The sequence below is a fragment of the Clostridium sp. genome (genome assembly GCF_032576335.1).
Taxonomy (GTDB): Bacteria; Bacillota; Clostridia; order Oscillospirales; family Acutalibacteraceae; genus Faecalispora.
On record NZ_JAWFXC010000006.1, the window covers coordinates 165,283 to 183,357 of the forward strand.

At 46.9% G+C, this 18,075-nt stretch carries 16 protein-coding genes; all 16 read left to right on the forward strand.

All coding sequences use genetic code 11. From position 1 onward, the window contains the following. The first annotated feature begins 103 nt into the window (after positions 1 to 103). The 16 genes from E7L17_RS09015 (at position 104) to E7L17_RS09090 (ending at position 18,063) form a co-directional block, all read left to right on the forward strand. Complete coding sequence (locus tag E7L17_RS09015; protein WP_316322911.1) at positions 104 to 463, forward strand: YbaN family protein; 360 nt, start codon at positions 104 to 106, stop codon at positions 461 to 463. Positions 464 to 892: 429 nt separating this feature from the next. Then, positions 893 to 2,167, forward strand: coding sequence for a nickel-dependent lactate racemase (gene larA, locus E7L17_RS09020; RefSeq protein WP_316322912.1), 1,275 nt, complete (start codon positions 893 to 895; stop codon positions 2,165 to 2,167). Positions 2,168 to 2,562: 395 nt separating this feature from the next. Next, entirely contained in the window at positions 2,563 to 6,570 is a 4,008-nt protein-coding gene (locus E7L17_RS09025; RefSeq protein WP_316322913.1) for a prepilin-type N-terminal cleavage/methylation domain-containing protein, read from the forward strand. A gap of 20 nt (positions 6,571 to 6,590) precedes the next feature. Continuing rightward, the gene (locus tag E7L17_RS09030; RefSeq protein ID WP_316322914.1) at positions 6,591 to 7,190 is read left to right on the forward strand and encodes a hypothetical protein; all 600 of its coding nucleotides are present in this window, start codon (positions 6,591 to 6,593) and stop codon (positions 7,188 to 7,190) included. Between the two features lies 1 nt (position 7,191). After that, a complete protein-coding gene (locus E7L17_RS09035) occupies positions 7,192 to 7,500 on the forward strand; it encodes a hypothetical protein (RefSeq protein ID WP_316322915.1) in 309 nt (102 codons plus the stop codon). Between the two features lie 2 nt (positions 7,501 to 7,502). Further along, the gene (locus tag E7L17_RS09040) at positions 7,503 to 8,060 is read left to right on the forward strand and encodes a type II secretion system protein (protein WP_316322916.1); all 558 of its coding nucleotides are present in this window, start codon (positions 7,503 to 7,505) and stop codon (positions 8,058 to 8,060) included. 26 nt (positions 8,061 to 8,086) lie between these two features. Then, positions 8,087 to 9,796 (forward strand): GspE/PulE family protein, encoded by a 1,710-nt coding sequence (locus E7L17_RS09045; RefSeq protein WP_316322917.1) that lies wholly within the window; start codon positions 8,087 to 8,089, stop codon positions 9,794 to 9,796. Then, positions 9,793 to 10,848 carry a PilT/PilU family type 4a pilus ATPase gene (locus E7L17_RS09050; RefSeq protein ID WP_316322918.1) on the forward strand — a complete coding sequence of 352 codons (1,056 nt, stop codon included), beginning with the start codon at positions 9,793 to 9,795 and terminating at the stop codon, positions 10,846 to 10,848. Before E7L17_RS09045 ends, E7L17_RS09050 begins: the two co-directional genes overlap by 4 nt. A gap of 106 nt (positions 10,849 to 10,954) precedes the next feature. Next, on the forward strand, positions 10,955 to 12,163 hold the full coding sequence (locus E7L17_RS09055; RefSeq protein ID WP_316322919.1) for a type II secretion system F family protein: 1,209 nt from the start codon (positions 10,955 to 10,957) through the stop codon (positions 12,161 to 12,163). Positions 12,164 to 12,274: 111 nt separating this feature from the next. Continuing rightward, positions 12,275 to 12,661 carry a type II secretion system protein gene (locus tag E7L17_RS09060; protein WP_316322920.1) on the forward strand — a complete coding sequence of 129 codons (387 nt, stop codon included), beginning with the start codon at positions 12,275 to 12,277 and terminating at the stop codon, positions 12,659 to 12,661. Between the two features lie 53 nt (positions 12,662 to 12,714). Next, a complete protein-coding gene (locus tag E7L17_RS09065) occupies positions 12,715 to 13,527 on the forward strand; it encodes a prepilin peptidase (protein WP_316322921.1) in 813 nt (270 codons plus the stop codon). Between the two features lie 99 nt (positions 13,528 to 13,626). Beyond that, on the forward strand, positions 13,627 to 14,586 hold the full coding sequence (gene pilM / locus E7L17_RS09070; RefSeq protein WP_316322922.1) for a pilus assembly protein PilM: 960 nt from the start codon (positions 13,627 to 13,629) through the stop codon (positions 14,584 to 14,586). 6 nt (positions 14,587 to 14,592) lie between these two features. Next, positions 14,593 to 15,177 carry a hypothetical protein gene (locus E7L17_RS09075; protein WP_316322923.1) on the forward strand — a complete coding sequence of 195 codons (585 nt, stop codon included), beginning with the start codon at positions 14,593 to 14,595 and terminating at the stop codon, positions 15,175 to 15,177. Further along, positions 15,174 to 15,797 (forward strand): hypothetical protein, encoded by a 624-nt coding sequence (locus E7L17_RS09080; protein ID WP_316322924.1) that lies wholly within the window; start codon positions 15,174 to 15,176, stop codon positions 15,795 to 15,797. The genes E7L17_RS09075 and E7L17_RS09080 overlap by 4 nt, the downstream gene beginning before the upstream one ends. 260 nt (positions 15,798 to 16,057) lie before the next feature. Next, positions 16,058 to 17,131 (forward strand): bifunctional glycosyltransferase family 2/GtrA family protein, encoded by a 1,074-nt coding sequence (locus tag E7L17_RS09085; RefSeq protein WP_316322925.1) that lies wholly within the window; start codon positions 16,058 to 16,060, stop codon positions 17,129 to 17,131. An 11-nt stretch (positions 17,132 to 17,142) separates the two neighbouring features. Further along, the gene (locus tag E7L17_RS09090) at positions 17,143 to 18,063 is read left to right on the forward strand and encodes a phosphodiester glycosidase family protein (protein ID WP_316322926.1); all 921 of its coding nucleotides are present in this window, start codon (positions 17,143 to 17,145) and stop codon (positions 18,061 to 18,063) included. Positions 18,064 to 18,075 lie beyond the last annotated feature (12 nt).

An 18,075-nucleotide genomic window follows, 5' to 3' on the forward strand; every position in this document is an offset into this window, starting at 1 on the left:
CCTATACTGTATCCTATAAATTTAATAAGATTGGATGTATACACTGTACCACTTTGCCGTTATACTGTCTATAACAGGAAAAGAAAGAGCAGGGGACGTTTTATTGAAGACAGTTCATTTCATATTCGGTATTTTAATGCTTATTTTGGGTGTCTTGGGTGCTGTATTGCCAGTTCTGCCTACCACACCGTTTGTTTTGGCTTCCACCTATTGCTTTGCGCGCAGCTCTCCCAAATTCCATTCTTATATTGTAAATAACCGATTTTACCAAAAGCATCTTGCAAAGTCGGTAGAAAGCAAAAGCATGACGAGAAGAACAAAAGCCTCCATTTTAACTTTTTCTTCCGTTTGCATTTTAAGTGTTTTCTTTTCAACCGTGAGTGTTGCTTTGCGAATTTTTTTGCTTGTCGTCCTATGCGTTCAATTTCTTGTATTCATTTTTTATATTAAAACAAGCTCATAAACAAATCCTCTATAAATAGGAAAAGGCGAAAGGAAGATACTTCCTTTCGCCTTTTCCTATTTAATTAAAGCTGAACCATTTATAGAATTTGAATATGGCAGACCGTGGTCCAACGTAGCTCAAACGATTCGTGCTGCTCTTTTGGTCGTCGTAATTTGGTTCTACCAATATTAGCTTTGCTATTATTTTTCAAATAGAATCCATGCATATTCTAATTTTTCATTTTATTAAGGCAAATAGCGGGATAGCGTAAATTAAATTCTTTGACAAATTGAGAGAGTATGATTTGTAAAAAAATAGAATCCAATAAATCAGCATTGTTTTTATTTATTTTTGTGGTAAAGTAAAGATAAGTTCATTATTTTGGAGCGACCAATATTTCGATTATCTACAAATATCAAAGAAGAATTTATAAAGTGGGGTGTTTTTGTGTCTGTTTTAATCCCTTTCGGCACATCTCAAATGGAGCTTCGATCAGACCTTAGCGAAGCGGAAATTCTGGAATCTCATATTGGGGAGCTGAAAGCTGCCAATACAGAGGATGGTTTGGTATTGGATGCGATGGCAAATCCAATTGATTCTCCCAAGCTGCGCGAGCTTGCCGTAGGTAAAAGAACCTGCACCATAATTATAAGTGACCATACGCGACCGGTACCAAGTAAGCATATTATCCCTTTTATGCTCCAAGAGCTGCGTGAGGGCAGCCCAAACATAGACATAACGCTGTTAGTCGCAACGGGATTTCACCGCCCAACGGATAAGCGAGAGCTTGTAACAAAGCTGGGAGAAGATATTGTAGAGAATGAAACGATCGTAATTCACGACAGCCGCGACGCAGAGAGCAATGTGAATATAGGCACTCTGCCCTCCGGTGCGGCCTGTGTAATCGATAAGCTTGCGGTGGAAACAGACCTGCTCATTGCAGAGGGTTTTATTGAGCCGCATTTCTTCGCCGGTTTTTCAGGAGGAAGAAAGAGTGTTCTGCCGGGTGTGTGCGATCAAGTAACAGTGCTTGGTAATCATTGCTCCAAATTTATAGATTCCCCTTATGCGCGAACCGGTGTGCTTGACGGCAACCCGCTTCACAAAGATATGCTTGCCGCTTGTGAGTTTGCGAAGCTCGCTTACATCGTAAACGTGATTATAGATGAAGAAAAGCGTGTGGTTGCGGCATTTGCCGGCAATGCCATTACCGCTCACCGCAAGGGGTGTGAGCTACTGCTCAATTATTGCCAGGTAAAGCCAAAGCAGCGGGGCGATATAGTAATCTCCAGCAACGGGGGCTATCCGCTTGACCAAAACATTTACCAAAGCGTAAAGGGTCTCACTGCCGCTGAAGCTGCCGCTGCACCGGAGGCCGTACTCATTATGGTAAGCTCCTGCAGTGACGGTCATGGAGGCGAAAGTTTTTATCACGCTTTGCGGGACTGTGAATCTACTCAGAAGTTAACAGAGCAGATTTTAAAGACTCCGCAGGATCAAACCCTGCCAGACCAATGGGAGTTCCAGATTCTGTGCCGTGTACTGAATAAGCACAAAGTGATATATGTGACTGACCCGGCACAAAAGCAGACTGTAGAGGATATGAAAATTATGTGGGCGCCGGATGTGGACGCCGCTCTGCAAAAAGCGAGAGAAATCAAAGGGGAGAGTGCACACCTCGTCGTAGTCCCAAATGGTATTTCGGTTATGGTTCGGGAATAAAAGCAAAACAATGTAAATTGGTTTAAAAGATGCTTTCACGTATTGTGGAAGCATCTTTTTTGTCTTATTCATTCCATGTTATATATAAAAGTTAAAATAAAAAACCTTCCAATAATAGTTTGGTAAAATACAGAAATAAAAGAATATAGTAATAATGAAAATATAAGAATACAAGGCGGTTTCTATAATTTGTTAGATAGAATAATCTTCCATTATTCGTCAAAAATCAACAGAAAAATGAGAATAATTTTCTTGTCAAACCAAGGAAAATATGATAGCATAATTTTATAACCAATATGGTAGTTTAAAGCGATGTGCCACATGGTGCTCTTCCGCAGTTAACTGCCCAAAAGCATTGTGTTTGAGAAGCTGTCGTTTTGTAACGGCGGCTTTCTTTGTGGGATGAGATAAAGGAACGGGTGGTGAAACGCGTGGTGTGGCACAGTGGGGAAAACAAACGGAGCAAACGTGGGTTCACTACGGTGGAACTTCTTGCAGTGGTTGCCATTCTTACCATTCTGCTGGCATTGGCGGCACCCAATTTAATACAGAGTTGGAAGGGCCTTCAAATTACAGAGCTGGACGGAACAGCCCGCGAAATATTTCTAACCGCACAAAACGAGCTTACAGAGAAAAAAACTTCTGACGCATTGCAAAAGCTTGCGGCAGACAGTGAAGTGGTTCAAAATGACTCAATTACAGAGGACGGAGTTACCAAAACAATCTACTACATAACCTCGGAAGAGGTCGGAGATTCCCTAGGCCGTTTAAAGGCACTTTTTTCTACTCTGCCTGGCGGCTCGGTGTTATTCGTAAACCCACGAACTGGCGATGTGACCGATGTATATTACTCGAAAAATTCTCTTACTTATACTGAAGTCGCAGAGTTACGCAAGGAGCTTGGAGGAAGAGACAACCGTGACCTGCGTGCCGAAAAAGGCATTGGGTATTACGGTGGGCTTGTCACGTCGTCTCCAACGCCCGGCGAACCAGAGGAGCCCAATCATTTACCCGAAACGTTGGAGTTGGTAAACGGGGAGGATTTATACGTAAAGCTGGTTTACCCAGAGTTGGGCGAGGCAATGCGAAACCCAGAAAAGGTTTTGGCTTTGATTCAAATTACCGATGAAAGCGGAGCTTCTATAACACGCAGTGCAAACGGCACCTCTGCGGTAAAATCCAAAGAGGAAAGTGATGCGGAGTTCAGCCTTTGGAAATCGAGCATCTACGCTGGGGTAACCACCGGGAACGACTTTACCCTGTATGTGTTGCTAGACAGCTTAGTAGATGGCAAATCTTTTTCTACTCTGTTCCCCACGCTGCATGCGGGGGACGATATTACCGTGCAGGTGTCGCTCTCTTATAACGGGAAAAGCTTGTACCAAAATGCTATGGTTGGTAAGGTAAACAGCCTGTATGGTGCAAAGCACGAAACAAACGATACCATAGACGGAATCTTTCATAAAAGGGGAGTGGAGTTTTCCCGTGTTCGCCACTTAAGCAACCTTAGGTACTATTCCATGGGGGTTGGTACTGCCACGCAAACGGGAGATATTGATTTTACACGTTCGGTTCGCCAAGCCACCATGATGCCGATAACGGAACATGTGAACACGGCACCCGCTTGGTTTACGCCCATTAGCCTTACAGATTCCACAAAGCAGAACGGCCTTATTGTAGATGGGAAAGACGGGAATAGAACCGCTCATTTCCTCTCGAATTTTCAAATGCAAAGCCCGATTTCCGCATTATTTGGAACCTGCTCGGTTTCTGCAGATTTTCAAAATCTACGATTGGTGGATGTTCAAAGCTCCGGTGAGCAGATTGCGGGCTCACTGATTGGTAAATTAAGCGGCGACGGCGGAAATAGTACTATTTCAAACAGCGGCGCCTATCAATCGGGTGTTGGTAAAGGCTTTGTTACAGGAGGGCGCAGCAGCAGCTCAGGTTCCGAGCGCCCCACCGGCGGCCTCATTGGCTTAATAGAGGCAAAAGATGGGAATGCAGTCATCATAAAAAACTCGTTTTCTGCCTTACCGGTTAGCAACGATGCCAGTCAATCTGGGGGACTAATCGGTAGTGTGCGGGGTGGAAGTTCTTCTGCTCCGGTTGAAATTCAAAACAGTTACTCATCTGTAACTGTCATTTCTGGGCACTCGGGTGTATATTACAAAACAGCGGGGGGCTTGGTCGGCTCTACGTCTGGGTATACCCGCATTACAGACAGCTATTCAACAGCAGACGTTGCCGCTGCTGAAAACTCCGGTGCTTTGGTGGGCGTAAATACGGGCAACCTGTTCGTGTCATCCAGTTATGCCTGCGGGCTTGTAACAACGAATGGCACGACTGCATATGGCCCGCTTGCCTCTGGAGGTACAATCGCCTATACAGACAGCAGTTATCTCTTGCAGTCTGGCAACAGCGAGGCTTCGGATGCGTACGGGGGCTCTACCCCTGCCGGTTTGACAGCCCTAGAGTACGATACTCTGGCGAAAGACAGCTCGGGCAACACCATTCAAAACAGTGTGGAGAAATGCCACCCATATGCAGAGAAATTAAAAGAGAAAGCTTACCCGTTCCGGATGGTTACCGAAGAGTATTATGGCGACTGGCCGGAGGTAATTGTACCCTCTAAAGGGAAGCCACCTTATAGCTTATGCTACTATGAAAGGTACACGAATGGAACGTGGGGCTTTTACGGGTTCGACTCGAACGGGGTGCTGGCAGATACGCTCGATTATAGAAATGATTCCGTGATTGCCGCCACTGGCTACGGGGTACTTGTTCCGGCTGGAACTCAAAACGTTGTAGGGCCAAACATTGGATGGGGGCCAAATGCCACCTTGGGCGAGAAAATAGCGATACCCTCGCTTCAAAGAGATTTGTACCCACTGCCTAATGCCACCACAGACCTGCAAACGCATGTAAATCAGCGTGACCGCAGTGTAAAGGATTTACAGTCAGGCCGTTCAATTTACATCAATCCTTTCTTTGGAGCGGCACTCTCGCTCAATGTATTGCAAGTGAATGAATCGCAGCCAATGCAGATTCGCACAGAGGAACAGCTTCGTGAGCGCAATCGAATTTCGGACAGTGGCTGGTATTTTAAGCAAACCCATAATATCACCGTTACAAAAGCGGATACCGGCGGGTTTGTGAATAACACCGGCTGTACGTACGATGGCGGCGGGAATCTCATCAGCGGACTTCAACAGCCACTGGTAAGCACAAATATGGGACCCCTGAAGAACTTAGACTTGATTCAGGTATCTATTCGTAAATCTGGAGATACAGCGGCGCTCGTGCAAACCAATCAGAATGTTGTATCGAACTGTAACGTTCGTTCCGGCAGCATCGTTAGTACATCCGGCTCTGCCTCCGGTCTGGTGCACACCTCCAATGGCGGTACCATAATAGATTGTGTGGTAGGCACAGAGAGTACAAGCGTTACCGTAACCGGCGGCGGGCAATATGCTGCGGGTATGATTAGCACCATTGGCGGCGGTGGACCGGGAATCTTAAATTGCAAGGTGACGAATACAGCAGTGAGCAACCCCAATGGTTTAGCAGCGGGGTTAGTTGGTTCCGCAAGTAATTTGAATACGGGAAGTATCTCTAACAATACGGTGAGCGGTAGCGTAACGGTAACGGGAGCAAGTGCGGCGGGCTTTGCAGGGCAAAACGCATGGAACGCTACCATACAAAACAGCAGTACGGCTGCGGAGGTTACCTCGCTGCAAAGTGGCGGTGCCGCAGGCTTTGTTTTACAAAACTCAGGCGGTGTCGTTCGGCTTTCTTATGCAAGCGGGTTGGTCACCGCACAAAATGGTGGGAGTGCCTCCGGCTTCTTTAACAGCATGGAGGGCGGAGAAGTGAGTGACTCTTACCACACGGGTAAAATTTTAGCGGCTGGCAATGGAACTGCCTCTGGTTTTGGCCGTGCACTGCGGCAGGGAACGGTAACGAACTGTTTTTCAGTCGGTTCTGCAACATCAGCGAGTGGCAATGCTTCGGGCTTTCTGCAAGAGATTACCCAATACAACGGCTTTGTAAAGAACAGTTATGCTGCGGTTGCGCTCACCTTTGGGAGTACTGGTGCTGGGTTTACCAACTCAGTGGTAAGTGCAACCGATTGCTACTGGGTAAGGCAGTTCGGCGGCTTTAATTCGGGTGTGGATACTTTATGGAACCAGACGGGCAGAATTACCAGTGTATCGTTCGATACCCTACGCCAGATGCAATTGTACGCATCTGGCTGGAGTTGGGATTCTGGCTACCAAAGCTGGACGATGGCAACCACCCCCGCACAAACACACCCCGTTACGGATGCACAAAGAGGGCAAGCTTACCCTTACCCACGCATTAAGGGACTCGATTACTACGGCGATTGGCCGGTAAGCTAAATAGAAACAGGAGGGTAGTAATGCGGTTGATTCGTGATAAACTGAAAAGTAAACGCGGTGCCTCATTTTTAATTGCTCTCTTATTCTTTTTCATATGTATTACAATGGGCTCGCTGATTTTAACAGCCGCAACCGCTAATGCCGTTAAAGTGAAAGACCGCTACAAGGAACAGCAGGATTACCTAGCAGTAGCTTCTGCTGCACGGCTGGTGAAGGATTCCCTTGGTAAGTATGTTTACACTGAAGGAAAAACGTGGCAGTCTTGGCAAACGGGGATAGACCCAGCGACTGGCCAGCCCATTATGGAAACCGGCTGGAAGAAAATAAAGCCGTTTCTTTCTCCTGATGAAGAGGGAGATCTACTCGCCAATGCGTATAAAGATACAGGCGGGTCGACGGATTATTCCGATAGTTTTACAATACAGGCAGACGAGATGCCGGATGTAACTGCAAAGTTCAAGATGAAGCAGGGCGGCGATGTGGCTCTGGAGCTCGCAGCGGGGAATTACTCCATGACGGTCTCGTTTACATGCCGTACATCGCACGTAACAGACCACAAAACCTACGACTATTATAAAACCTCGTGGGGCGGTGGCAAAATTACGAAGGGAGCGGGTTAGGATGCGCAGAAAAAGAAGTTCTTCCGGTGAAACTCTGGTGGAGACTTTGGCGGCGCTTCTTCTGGTTGTGCTTTCCGGCCTGCTCTTTTTGCAGATGACCATGGCTTCTACCAAAATGAGTGCGCAGGCGAAAGAACTGGACGCGCTGTACCAAAGGGTGCTTGCGGCGGCAGAGAAGCAGGGTGCCTCTCCCGTTTCCTCCGGCAGTATTGAGATAGGCGGCAGAGACTATGACGTAAACTACTACGCATACTCCAGCGGAACTTCCTCCGAAAAGCTATATTCTTACGCGCAAAGTGATGGGGGATGAACATGCCGAAGCGCAAGCTGCGCTGCCGCTCTGGCATGACGATTGTTGAAACCTTGATGGCTGTATTAATCATCGCGCTGCTCACTTCAACCATTTTGATTGGCACGCAGGCAGCCATGCGGGTAACCTACCAAGAAACCTTTGTGGCGGAAAGCCAGTCTGTTGCAGACACCATGAACCGAGCACTATCAGACGTTCTGCGCTATGCACAGAATGTAACGACCGATGATGACACAAGGGTAACCTCGTATTCCAATGCAGCCTATGGGGTTACGGATGGAATGCTCCGCGTTGGCACTGGTACAAAAGATGCCGGGCATATTTATTTGTCTTATGCAGGCGAGGGGGATTCAGGCAATATCTCTTTGCTGAGCAATTTAAGCTACTCTAACTTAAAGGTAGTTCCCGCAGATTTTACACCGGGCACAAGCCTTAGCAGCAGGTTTGACCTGCGCTATAAAGACGGCGTGTTTACCGGCAGCTACTGCCTGTACGATTCTGCACGCCAACTGGTAACAGAGCCATATACATTTACATTCCGGGCTGTAAACGGCGAATAAGCCGCAGTAAGAGAGGGGGGCCCTTTATGACATATACTCGCTTAGGCGACTTATTGCTTTCCGTAGGACTTATAACGCAGGAGCAATTAGAGCACGCTTTAAAAAAACAAAAGATAACAAAAAACCGTTTGGGGCAGGAGTTAATTGAAGAGCGCATTATCACCGAACAACAATTAATTGAAGCACTGCGCGTGCAGCTCGGTGTGGAATTTGTAGATTTAAGCAGTACCCCGGTTCAGCCGCAACTTGCAGAGCTGCTCCCAAAGAAGATTGCTCAAAAATACGGTGTTGTGCCGGTTCGATTAGAGAAGGATTCTTTGTACATAGCAATGAGCGACCCAATGAATTTTGTGGCGATTGAAGAGGTGAAAGCCTCTACCCGCAAGCGGGTAATACCGATGATTGCCACGGCAGATTCCATTGAGCATGCCATATCAAAGCTATATGGCAGTGAGGGTGCTGCCCGCGCCATAGCAGACATGAAGCGTGAGATGGGAGAGGGAGCTCAGTACCGCTTTGCAGACAGCTTTACCGCAAGTGTTCTTGGCGAAGAGGAAGATTCGGCCTCTGCCCCAACCATTCGGCTGGTTAACTCCATCATTGAACGCGCGGTTTTAGATGCCGCCAGTGACGTTCATATTGAACCGCATGAGCGTGAATTGTTGGTTCGTATGCGGGTGGATGGTGTGATGCGAAGTGTAATGAGTGTGCCTAAGGACTTACAGGGCTCGGTGATTTCGCGCATTAAAATCATGGGTGGTATGGATGTAACCGAACGCCGCATCCCGCAGGATGGTCGCGCGGCGGTGCGTGTGCAGCGGCGCGACATTGACCTGCGTCTTTCCACACTCCCCACCATTTATGGGGAAAAAGTAGTGATTCGATTGCTTGACAAGGACTCCCAATTGTTAAGCAAAGAAAAAATTGGCCTGAATCAGGATGAAATGAATCAATATTTAAGCCTCATTTCTCGCCCCTCCGGTATGGTGCTGATTGTAGGCCCAACCGGAAGCGGTAAATCCTCTACTATGTACACCATGATTCGCGAACTGAATACCGACCAGGTGAATTTGGTTACTCTGGAAGACCCGGTGGAATATAACATTGATGGAATCAATCAGGTACAAATCAATGAAAAAACTGGGCTTACCTTTGCAAGCGGTTTGCGCTCCATTTTACGCCAAGACCCAGATATAATTGCGGTGGGCGAGATTCGTGACGGTGAAACGGCGCAAATTGCAATGCGGGCGGCAATTACCGGGCATTTGGTACTTTCTACCGTACATACCAACGATGCACTGGCAACCATTGACCGCCTGATTGATATTGGGGTAGAGCCGTATATCATATCAGGCGCACTGAACGGGATTATCTCACAGCGATTGTTGCGGCGTATTTGCCCGCACTGCCGGCAGACGTACACCCCCAGTGCAGATGATTTGATGAGTATTGGGCTTGACCCGAACAGCGGGCATAAGCTTTACCAAGGTGAGGGCTGCCCCTCCTGCTTTGGCACTGGGTACCGTGGGCGTACAGCGGCTTTTGAAATTCTCGTTGTTAGCCATGCTCTTCGCATGGCAATTAACCGAGGTGCCAGACGGGAGGAACTGGAAATCATTGTTGGCACAGAGCGCAGCTTTGTGCCATTGGCAGAAAGCATCCGTCGTTTGGTATTGCAGGGAATTACAACCATAGAAGAGGCACGGCGTATTGTTGTTGCGGTGGAGGAGCTATGAGTATAGGGGAACTTATTCGGCAGGCGACGGAGGCAAATGCTTCAGATATACACCTCATTTGCGGGTTGCCACCTAAATATCGTGTGGCAGGCAGACTTTTATCCATGCGGGAAGAGGTGCTCACTCAAACGGATTGTGAGGAGCTTGCGCGTGAACTGGCTGGTACAGAATTTGAGCAGCTTTGCGAGGTAGGTGAGTTGGATGCCGCCGCAACGCTGGAGGGCGTGCGTATTCGTATCAATCTTTTTCGCCAGCAGAACTCTTTTTCAGCGGCACTTCGCTTATTAAGTGACCATATTCCAGAGTTAAGAAACTTGGGGCTCCCTCCCATGGTGGAGCAGCTAACCGATTTACAGCGGGGTATAGTTCTTGTTACGGGTGAAACCGGCAGTGGTAAATCGACTACGCTCGCCGCAATGATTGATGAAATCAACCACCGCCAAGCACGGCATATCATTACGTTGGAAGACCCCATTGAGTACATTTATAAGCCCGACCGCTCTATCTTTAACCAACGCGAGATAGGTAGGGATACCAAAAGCTATGCCGCCGGATTGCGCGCTGCATTGCGTGAAGACCCCGATATTATTTTAATTGGCGAAATGCGCGATTTATTTACGATCGAAACAGCACTCACCGCAGCAGAAACCGGGCATTTGGTGCTAACCACTCTGCATACAGGTAGTGCGGCGGATTCCATTGATCGTATTGTTGGTGTATTCCCGGAAGAACGGCAGCAGCAAATTCGCATGCAGCTTTCTATGACGCTGCGTGCGGTTTTGGCGCAGCAGCTTCTTCCCAACCAAGAGGGAACTGGCCGTGTGTGCGCCTGCGAATTAATGATTGTAAACAATGCGATTCGCAACCTGATTCGTGAGGGGAAAACTCCGCAGATTGCCAATGCAGTGGCTACCTCCGCACGGGAGGGCGCTATTACGATGGACAATGCCATTCTAAAGCTGTTTCGTGAGGGTAAAATTCGTGCCGATACAGCAAAGCTGGCGGCTCACGATATTGATTACGTGGAACGTAATTTAAATATTCTCAAGTAAATATTTGGAAGCCCCAGCATTTACCTGGGACAAAAAGAGAATTTAATATCAATAACTATTTTTATATTTTTTGAATTGTGATATGATGAAAGCAAGGTGATACCCGTTGCAGAGCTTTAAGTACGAGGCGATTTCACCAGATGGAAAAAAGATTACCGGCACCATTGAAGCGCAGGATGAATATGCCGCAGTGGCAAGGCTGCGAGAAATGGATGCTGCTATTACAAAAATAACACCGGTAAAAGAACGCAAGCAAAGGCGGGCTGAGGTTGCGACGGGTAAGGTCAGTGAGCGTGCGCTCGCTGTTATGTGTTCTCAGTTTGCGGTTATTCTTAGCTCGGGAATGCCGATTGTGCGTGCGGTAGAGCTGATTGCAGGCCAAACGGCAGATAAAGTACTGCGGCAAATATTACAGCAGTCTGCTGGGGACGTTGCCTCGGGTATGAGTCTGGCGCAAAGCCTAAGAAATCGTGGCAAAAACCTGCCAGCCACTTTTGTAGAAATGGTGCGCTCCGGGGAGGAATCCGGCACGTTGGACGCAGCGTTCAAGCGCCTGCAAACCTATTATGATAAGTCGTTCCAAAGCAAAAGCAAGGTAAAGGCGGCGATGACTTACCCGGTTTTTACGCTATTTGTGGCTGCTGTGGTTGTCGTTATCATTATGGTGGTGGCAGTTCCGGCGTTTACCTCGAGCTTTTCTTCTATGGGAGTGGAGCTGCCGTGGATTACCCGCGGCCTGATTGCTTTAAGTGGTTTTTTAGTCACCTTTTGGCCTCTTTTGGCATTAGTCATTGGCGGGGTAATTTTTGCATATCAAATGTATGTACGCACAGAGAAGGGCAAGCTGTTTCGTGCGCGTTTGCATTTAAAGCTGCCGGTTCTTGGTCGTATTAGCCTGATGAAGGCTTCGGCGCAATTTGCCGGTACGCTATCGACTTTGCTTTCTGCGGGTCTACCAATGATTCAAGCGGTGTCTGTCACCGCATCGGTTTTAGATAATACATGGATTGGTGCCCGATTAAAGGAAAGACTGCCCGATTTGGAAGAGGGCAAAACACTCGGCTCTTGTTTGGATACCGCCGCGGCGTTCCCTGCGTTGGTTTCAGAAATGGTACGAATTGGGGAAGAAACCGGTTCGCTCGAGCATACGCTAGAAATGGTAAGCGCGTATTACGATAACGAAACGGATTTGGCAACACGCAAGGCACTTAGCCTTTTAGAGCCAATTATTATTTGTATTTTGGCGCTGGTGGTGCTTTTGGTTCTGCTCTCTGTTTACCTGCCCATGTTTAGCCTGTATGCTAATGTGGGCTGATGAAAGTGTGGTATTTCGTCGGTTTACCGGCTAATACATAAATAAACCATTCGCTCAAATGAGATAATTTGATTTAGCCAGGGCGAGAAAATTGAAGGAGGAAAAATTTCTATGAACAACACGTTGCAAACCCTGCAAAAAAAGAGAAAATCAAAAAAAGGCTTTACCCTGATGGAAATGCTGATCGTCGTCGCAATTATCGCCATTTTGGTGGCAATTTCTATTCCAGTGTTTAATGCTCAACTTGAAACAGCTCGCGAAAATACGGATACTGCGAATGTGCGAGCAGCAAAAGCAATTGCTGTTACGGAGTATTTAACAAATACAAAAACATATACTGATGCATTTTATGATGCAGAGAATGGAAAAATTGTAACAACGAAACCTTCAAAAGGATATGGACAGGGAACAGCAGCTGGAACAGATGGTGATCATAAAGGAAAAGTAATTAAATTATCTATTAATACAAATGGAGAATTCAGTTATGATTGGGACTGAAAATAAATTCCATTAAACAGTATTATGTAGTTTAATGACAGGAGGAGCCGTCTGTGCTATTATATGAATTAACCCCGGCGCTGGCGGCTTACCTGCTGTTTTGCACCGTTCTTCTCGGTCTGGTGTTGGGTAGCTTTGCTTCCTGTATGGCGTGGCGCATTGCGCAGGGAGAAGACTTTATACGAGGCCGCAGTCACTGCGACGAGTGTGGTCACGAGCTAACTGCTAAAGAGCTGGTTCCCGTGTTCTCCTGGCTGATTCAGCGAGGCCGCTGCCGTTGGTGCGGCAATAAAATTTCGGTTCGATGCCCGTTAACCGAGCTGCTGTGTGCGGTGGCTTTTGTGGGTATTGTCATAGGGTATGGGGTAACTGCCCAAACCTTACAATATTTTATTTTGACCATTCTTCTGCTTGCAGTTGCCTTGGTAGATTACGATACCGGGCTCATCCCCAACGGACTTCTGCTTGCTATTTTAATAAATTGGGCTATTTTCACTCCATTCTTAAATGGATCCGCATTTTTGGCGAATCTAACCGGTGGCATCATCAGCGCGCTTTGTGCTTCGGTTCCCTTACTGCTGTTGTCACTTTTCATGGATCGTATTCTGCGCAGGGAAAGCATGGGCGGTGGAGATATTAAGCTGTTTTTTGTGTGCGGTTTATATTTTGCTGTGCAGGAAGTGTTATTTTTACTCATCGTCTCCTGCGTTTTTGGTTTGCTATTTGCCATATTAACGCAGAAAAAGACGGGTGACCCGGAAAACCCGGAAGCTTTTCCATTTGGACCTGCCATTGCAGCGGGGGCGTATGTTTCGCTTTTAGCGGCAAAACCGGCAGTTGCCTATTACATAAGCTTGTTTTTTTAACTTACTTCGGATTCTTATTGAAGTAAAAAAGATTTAGATTGTATTCCGCGTCACCGAAAGGTGTGCGGCTTTGTAAGCCCATCAGCAGGGAGGAAAACCATGGCCTATTTGGGACTGGATGTTGGCACCGGAACCGTAAAGCTTGCGGTGGTAAAAGGTACCGTTGTACAAAAACTATATTGTTCCATGTTAACGGCGGAGCTACCGCGTGAGGGGCAGCGTGTTGCTTGTTCCGATGCGCTTGCGAGTGAGCTTCGTGAGTTGCTAAAACGAGAGAAAATCAGTGTGAAAAGCTGTGCATTGGTGCTCCCGCCAGAAGCTGCATTTGTACGCCGTGTGATTGTTCCAGTTATGACGGAAAAGCAGCTGAAAGTAAATCTTCCCTATGAATTTCACGATTACATACAGCAGGGCAAAGAAGAATACTTCTACGATTATGCGGTGGTAGATACGCTAGAGGACCCCACAGGCGGCGACGCTGAAAAGCTGGATCTCCTCATTGCGGCAACGCCTAAGAGTGTAATTCGGAAATGGCGTGCTATGCTGCGGCGGGCAGGCCTGCGGCTTTCGGTAGCCGTACCGGAATACCTTACCTACCGCAATTTAATTCGTGTATTTGAGCAGGCAAACCCAGAAGACCACCCAAAAGAATACTGCATTGCAGATTTGGGGTACCGCTCCATCCGTGTTCATATGTACCGCGGCTGTGCGTATGAAACGACTCGTGTAATCGAATACAGCGATGTACCCGTGCGCCAATTGGCGATGGGTCCTCAAGAGGATGCGGACAGACTTTCGGTAAGAGAGCATTATTCACAAATAGCGGTAGAAATACTTCGTGCAGTAAATTTTTATGGATTTAATACACCGGGTTCCGATTTAAAGGATATTTATTTCTGCGGCAGGTTAGCCTCTTCACCGGAACTCATGCAGATTTTACGAGATACTCTGCGGCTGAATATTCACTCCGTTGCAGAATTGCTGCCAAATGATGACACTGCCGCTGCTGAGCTTTGCCCAGAGGCGGTAGGTGCAGCACTCGAAATGAGCGGGAGGTGACGGCAGTTGGGTGGAGGGATAAAGCGACCCGTGAAAACGACGATTAACTTAGCACAGCGTGATTTTCGGCTGCGCGGAGTGGGCTATCTGGTTCCAATTACTGCCGCACTGCTGGTTGTTGTAGTGCTGTTTGTTCAATTGGGAATAATAGCTCCCCTAACGGCATTGGAACGAACGGAGAAGCAAGCACAGCTTCAAGAAGAAAAGCTTGGGAATCTCAAAGAGAAAACAGAAAACTACGGCAAGGTTTTAGAGAAATTTCAGCTGGAGATGCAAACACAGCCCAGCTTAAACGGCCAGGCAGACCCGATGAAATGCTTGCGCCTGATTGAGGAAGAGTTGTTAGGCAGTGCAGAGGTTTCTTCGTTTACTATTTCTTCTCCGGTCATCACGGTAAAGCTGTCTGGTGTAACTCTCAATCATATCTCTGCCATCTACCAAAGCCTGATGTCGAGCGGGATGGTACAAAATGTGCAGGTATACACCGCCGCTACCGATGAAAAGGCAAAAACGGTAACTGCCGCTATGACTATTACGCTTGTGGTTGAGGAGCCCGTGATTACCTCCTCCGGGAAGGGGGCATCTTCATGAAAAGGCCCTTAAGCAAGCGGGAATTGGTATTGCTGGCTGTGCTTGTGGTTGTGGCACTCTTTGCCGGGTACTTTCAGTTGTTTTTAGGTCCGGTGGAATCCAAAAAAGCGCAGGCGCAGGAGCGGCTTGTTCAGGCGCAGGACGCCGAAATAGAGGAAGCCGCGAAACTGCAGCAAATGCAAAAGATGCAGTCCAAGCTCGATAAGCTCAATAGCAGCCAAGAATATTTGTCGACTGGAATCCCTAATTACGATAACATTGACAATGTGATTGTACAGCTCGATGCAATCTTAAGCGCCGCAGGGGAATATCACCTCACCTTTTCCAATGTAACATATGGTGATGACATGGTGCTGCGACCCATTCAAATGAGCTTTACCGCGAGTAACTATGCGGCGGCAAAACAGGTTCTTTCCAATTTATATGGGTGTCCCTATCGGTGTTCATTGAGTAAAATAACGGTTGCAACAAGTTCAGATGATGCCGCTCAAGGCAGTATTGCAAAAAGAAAAGTAACGGTTACCCTAACGGCAACTTTCTATGAGAAATATAAGGATGAAGCCGCAAAGGCAGCTGTAAAAAAGGCAGCGGAAGCTGCGGCGAGCCAGAAATCCGACTAATATCAGTTGTAAGTTAGAAAAGACCCCGAAGCCCAACAGGCTTTCGGGGTCTTTTTTTTATTTTACCATTGTTTCATATTAGTACGAGTATAATAATTGGTAAAACATGGTTTTGTTTCTTTTCAGGGTACTTTCAGGTTTTAGGATTATACTGTGGGCACGAAAAGGAAACAAAAATCTGTATTATCAAAACACAGATTAAACAGATTACGTTACCCAACGCAAGCCACAAAATCCCAAATTCTTTGGAGGTATGCGATATGCAAATAATCGCTTTAATTCCGGCGTATGAACCGACAGAAACTTTAATTGATTTAACAAAGCGGCTATTTGACTCTGGCTTTACAGTTGTAGTAGTAGATGATGGCAGCGGTATAAATTACAGAAGAATTTTCCACCAATGCCGTCCTTTTGCACATGTACTTACTTATGGGGTAAACCAAGGCAAAGGCCAAGCGTTAAAAACTGGCTGCCAGTATATTAAAGAGCATTATGAGAAAAAGAGCATTGTTGTTACGGTAGATTCAGATGGCCAGCATGCAATTGAAGATGCTGTAAAAGTTGCGGCCAATGTTGCAGCCCATCCCGATTCTCTTGTTCTGGGTGTGCGTGCCTTTGGAGAAGGAACCCCGATGCGAAGCCAATTAGGGAATAGCATAACAAGAGCGGTTTTTTCTCTTTCCACAGGAGTTCGGGTGAGTGACACACAAACGGGTCTGCGTGGCTTTTGTGTGTCTATGATTCCATTTTTATCTAGTGTGCCGGGCAGCCGCTACGAATATGAAATGAATGTGCTGTTACAATGTGCACAGAGGAATATTCGTATTTTGGAGGTGCCGATTCAGACCATCTATATGAATGGGAACAAAGGCTCTCATTTTAACACCTTGAAGGATTCATTTCGTATTTACAAGCAAATTCTAAAATTTGCAGCTTCTTCGTTTTTGGCATTTTGCATCGATTATGGCCTTTATAGTATTTTGGCGGTGGCTTTATCCGGGTTGGGAAGAGAATTTAGTGTTCCTATAGCCAACATTATAGCCAGAACCATAAGTGCCAGTGCAAATTACGCTATGAATAAACGGTTTGTGTTCCATAGCTCGGCTAGTACCGTTAAAACTGGATTACAGTATGCTTTACTGGCGGTGAGCATTTTGCTTGGGAATACCCTGCTACTTAGCTGTTTTTTTAATCTAATGGGAATGAATCAGTTTATGGCAAAGCTGGTAACGGAGCTTACCTTTTTCTGTGTCAGCTGGGCTGGGCAGCGGTTTTGGGTTTTTCGGCGCCAAAGCACACAGGAATATAGCATGGAAGAAAAGATGAAAGACTGAGGGAAACAAACATGAAGAAAAAAGCTGTATTTCTGTGGCCGCTGTGTTACGGACTTTGCCTTACAATTTTTACCGCATATGTGCTGTTGGATGCATTTGTTATTCCGCGAAGCTATGCGCAAACACCGGGTGCTCTGCAAGAGATGAGCACAGACTCGTCCGTAAGCTCTGAGCAAAACAACTCAGAGGCTACAACGTCTGCCGTGGTTTCAGATACCTCATACAAAGACAGTAAAACAAGGATTGAGATTAAGCAATATCGTGAAAATGATACCACCATTTACGTTGCAGATATTGTACTTACCGATAGCAGCGCCCTTAAAACCGCACTCGCAAATAATACCTATGGCAAGAATATTACACAGAGAACGTCGGCTATGGCGGAGCAAAATAATGCGCTGCTGGCTATTAACGGGGACTATTACAGCGCTCGCAGTGGCTACGTTATCCGGAATGGAGTGCTGTACCGTGAGACTTCGTCAGATTCTTCACAGGAGGATTTGGTAATAAAAAAGGACGGTTCCTTTGAGATTGTTACCGAAGGCTCTGTTACAGCCAAGCAGCTTCTGGAAGACAATGTGCAGCAGGTGCTGTCTTTTGGTCCGTCTCTGGTCAAAAACGGAGAAGTATCTATTACCCAAAACGAAGAGGTGGGAAAAGCAATGGCAAGTAATCCCCGTACGGCAATCGGCCAAGTGGATGACCTTCATTATGTAATGGTGGTGTCAGACGGTCGCACGGAGGAAAGTGCGGGGCTCTCTTTATACCAATTGGCAGATTTTATGGAAAACCTTGGCGTAAAAACCGCCTATAATCTGGATGGGGGCGGTTCATCTACCATGGTGTTTCGTGGGCAGATTATCAACCAGCCAACCACAGGGGGGAATAAAATCAGTGAGAGGAAGGTGAGCGATATTGTTTATATTGGGTAAAGTGAAAACAAA

What these genes read in the sequence shown, in the direction of transcription:
- E7L17_RS09030 (WP_316322914.1), top strand. Translation starts at nt 6,591, where the DNA reads ATGCGGTTGATTCGTGATAAACTGAAAAGTAAACGCGGTGCCTCATTT.
- E7L17_RS09035 (WP_316322915.1), top strand. Translation starts at nt 7,192, where the DNA reads ATGCGCAGAAAAAGAAGTTCTTCCGGTGAAACTCTGGTGGAGACTTTG.
- E7L17_RS09040 (WP_316322916.1), top strand. Translation starts at nt 7,503, where the DNA reads ATGCCGAAGCGCAAGCTGCGCTGCCGCTCTGGCATGACGATTGTTGAA.
- E7L17_RS09045 (WP_316322917.1), top strand. Translation starts at nt 8,087, where the DNA reads ATGACATATACTCGCTTAGGCGACTTATTGCTTTCCGTAGGACTTATA.
- E7L17_RS09050 (WP_316322918.1), top strand. Translation starts at nt 9,793, where the DNA reads ATGAGTATAGGGGAACTTATTCGGCAGGCGACGGAGGCAAATGCTTCA.
- E7L17_RS09060 (WP_316322920.1), top strand. Translation starts at nt 12,275, where the DNA reads ATGAACAACACGTTGCAAACCCTGCAAAAAAAGAGAAAATCAAAAAAA.
- pilM (WP_316322922.1), top strand. Translation starts at nt 13,627, where the DNA reads ATGGCCTATTTGGGACTGGATGTTGGCACCGGAACCGTAAAGCTTGCG.
- E7L17_RS09080 (WP_316322924.1), top strand. Translation starts at nt 15,174, where the DNA reads ATGAAAAGGCCCTTAAGCAAGCGGGAATTGGTATTGCTGGCTGTGCTT.
- E7L17_RS09085 (WP_316322925.1), top strand. Translation starts at nt 16,058, where the DNA reads ATGCAAATAATCGCTTTAATTCCGGCGTATGAACCGACAGAAACTTTA.
- E7L17_RS09090 (WP_316322926.1), top strand. Translation starts at nt 17,143, where the DNA reads ATGAAGAAAAAAGCTGTATTTCTGTGGCCGCTGTGTTACGGACTTTGC.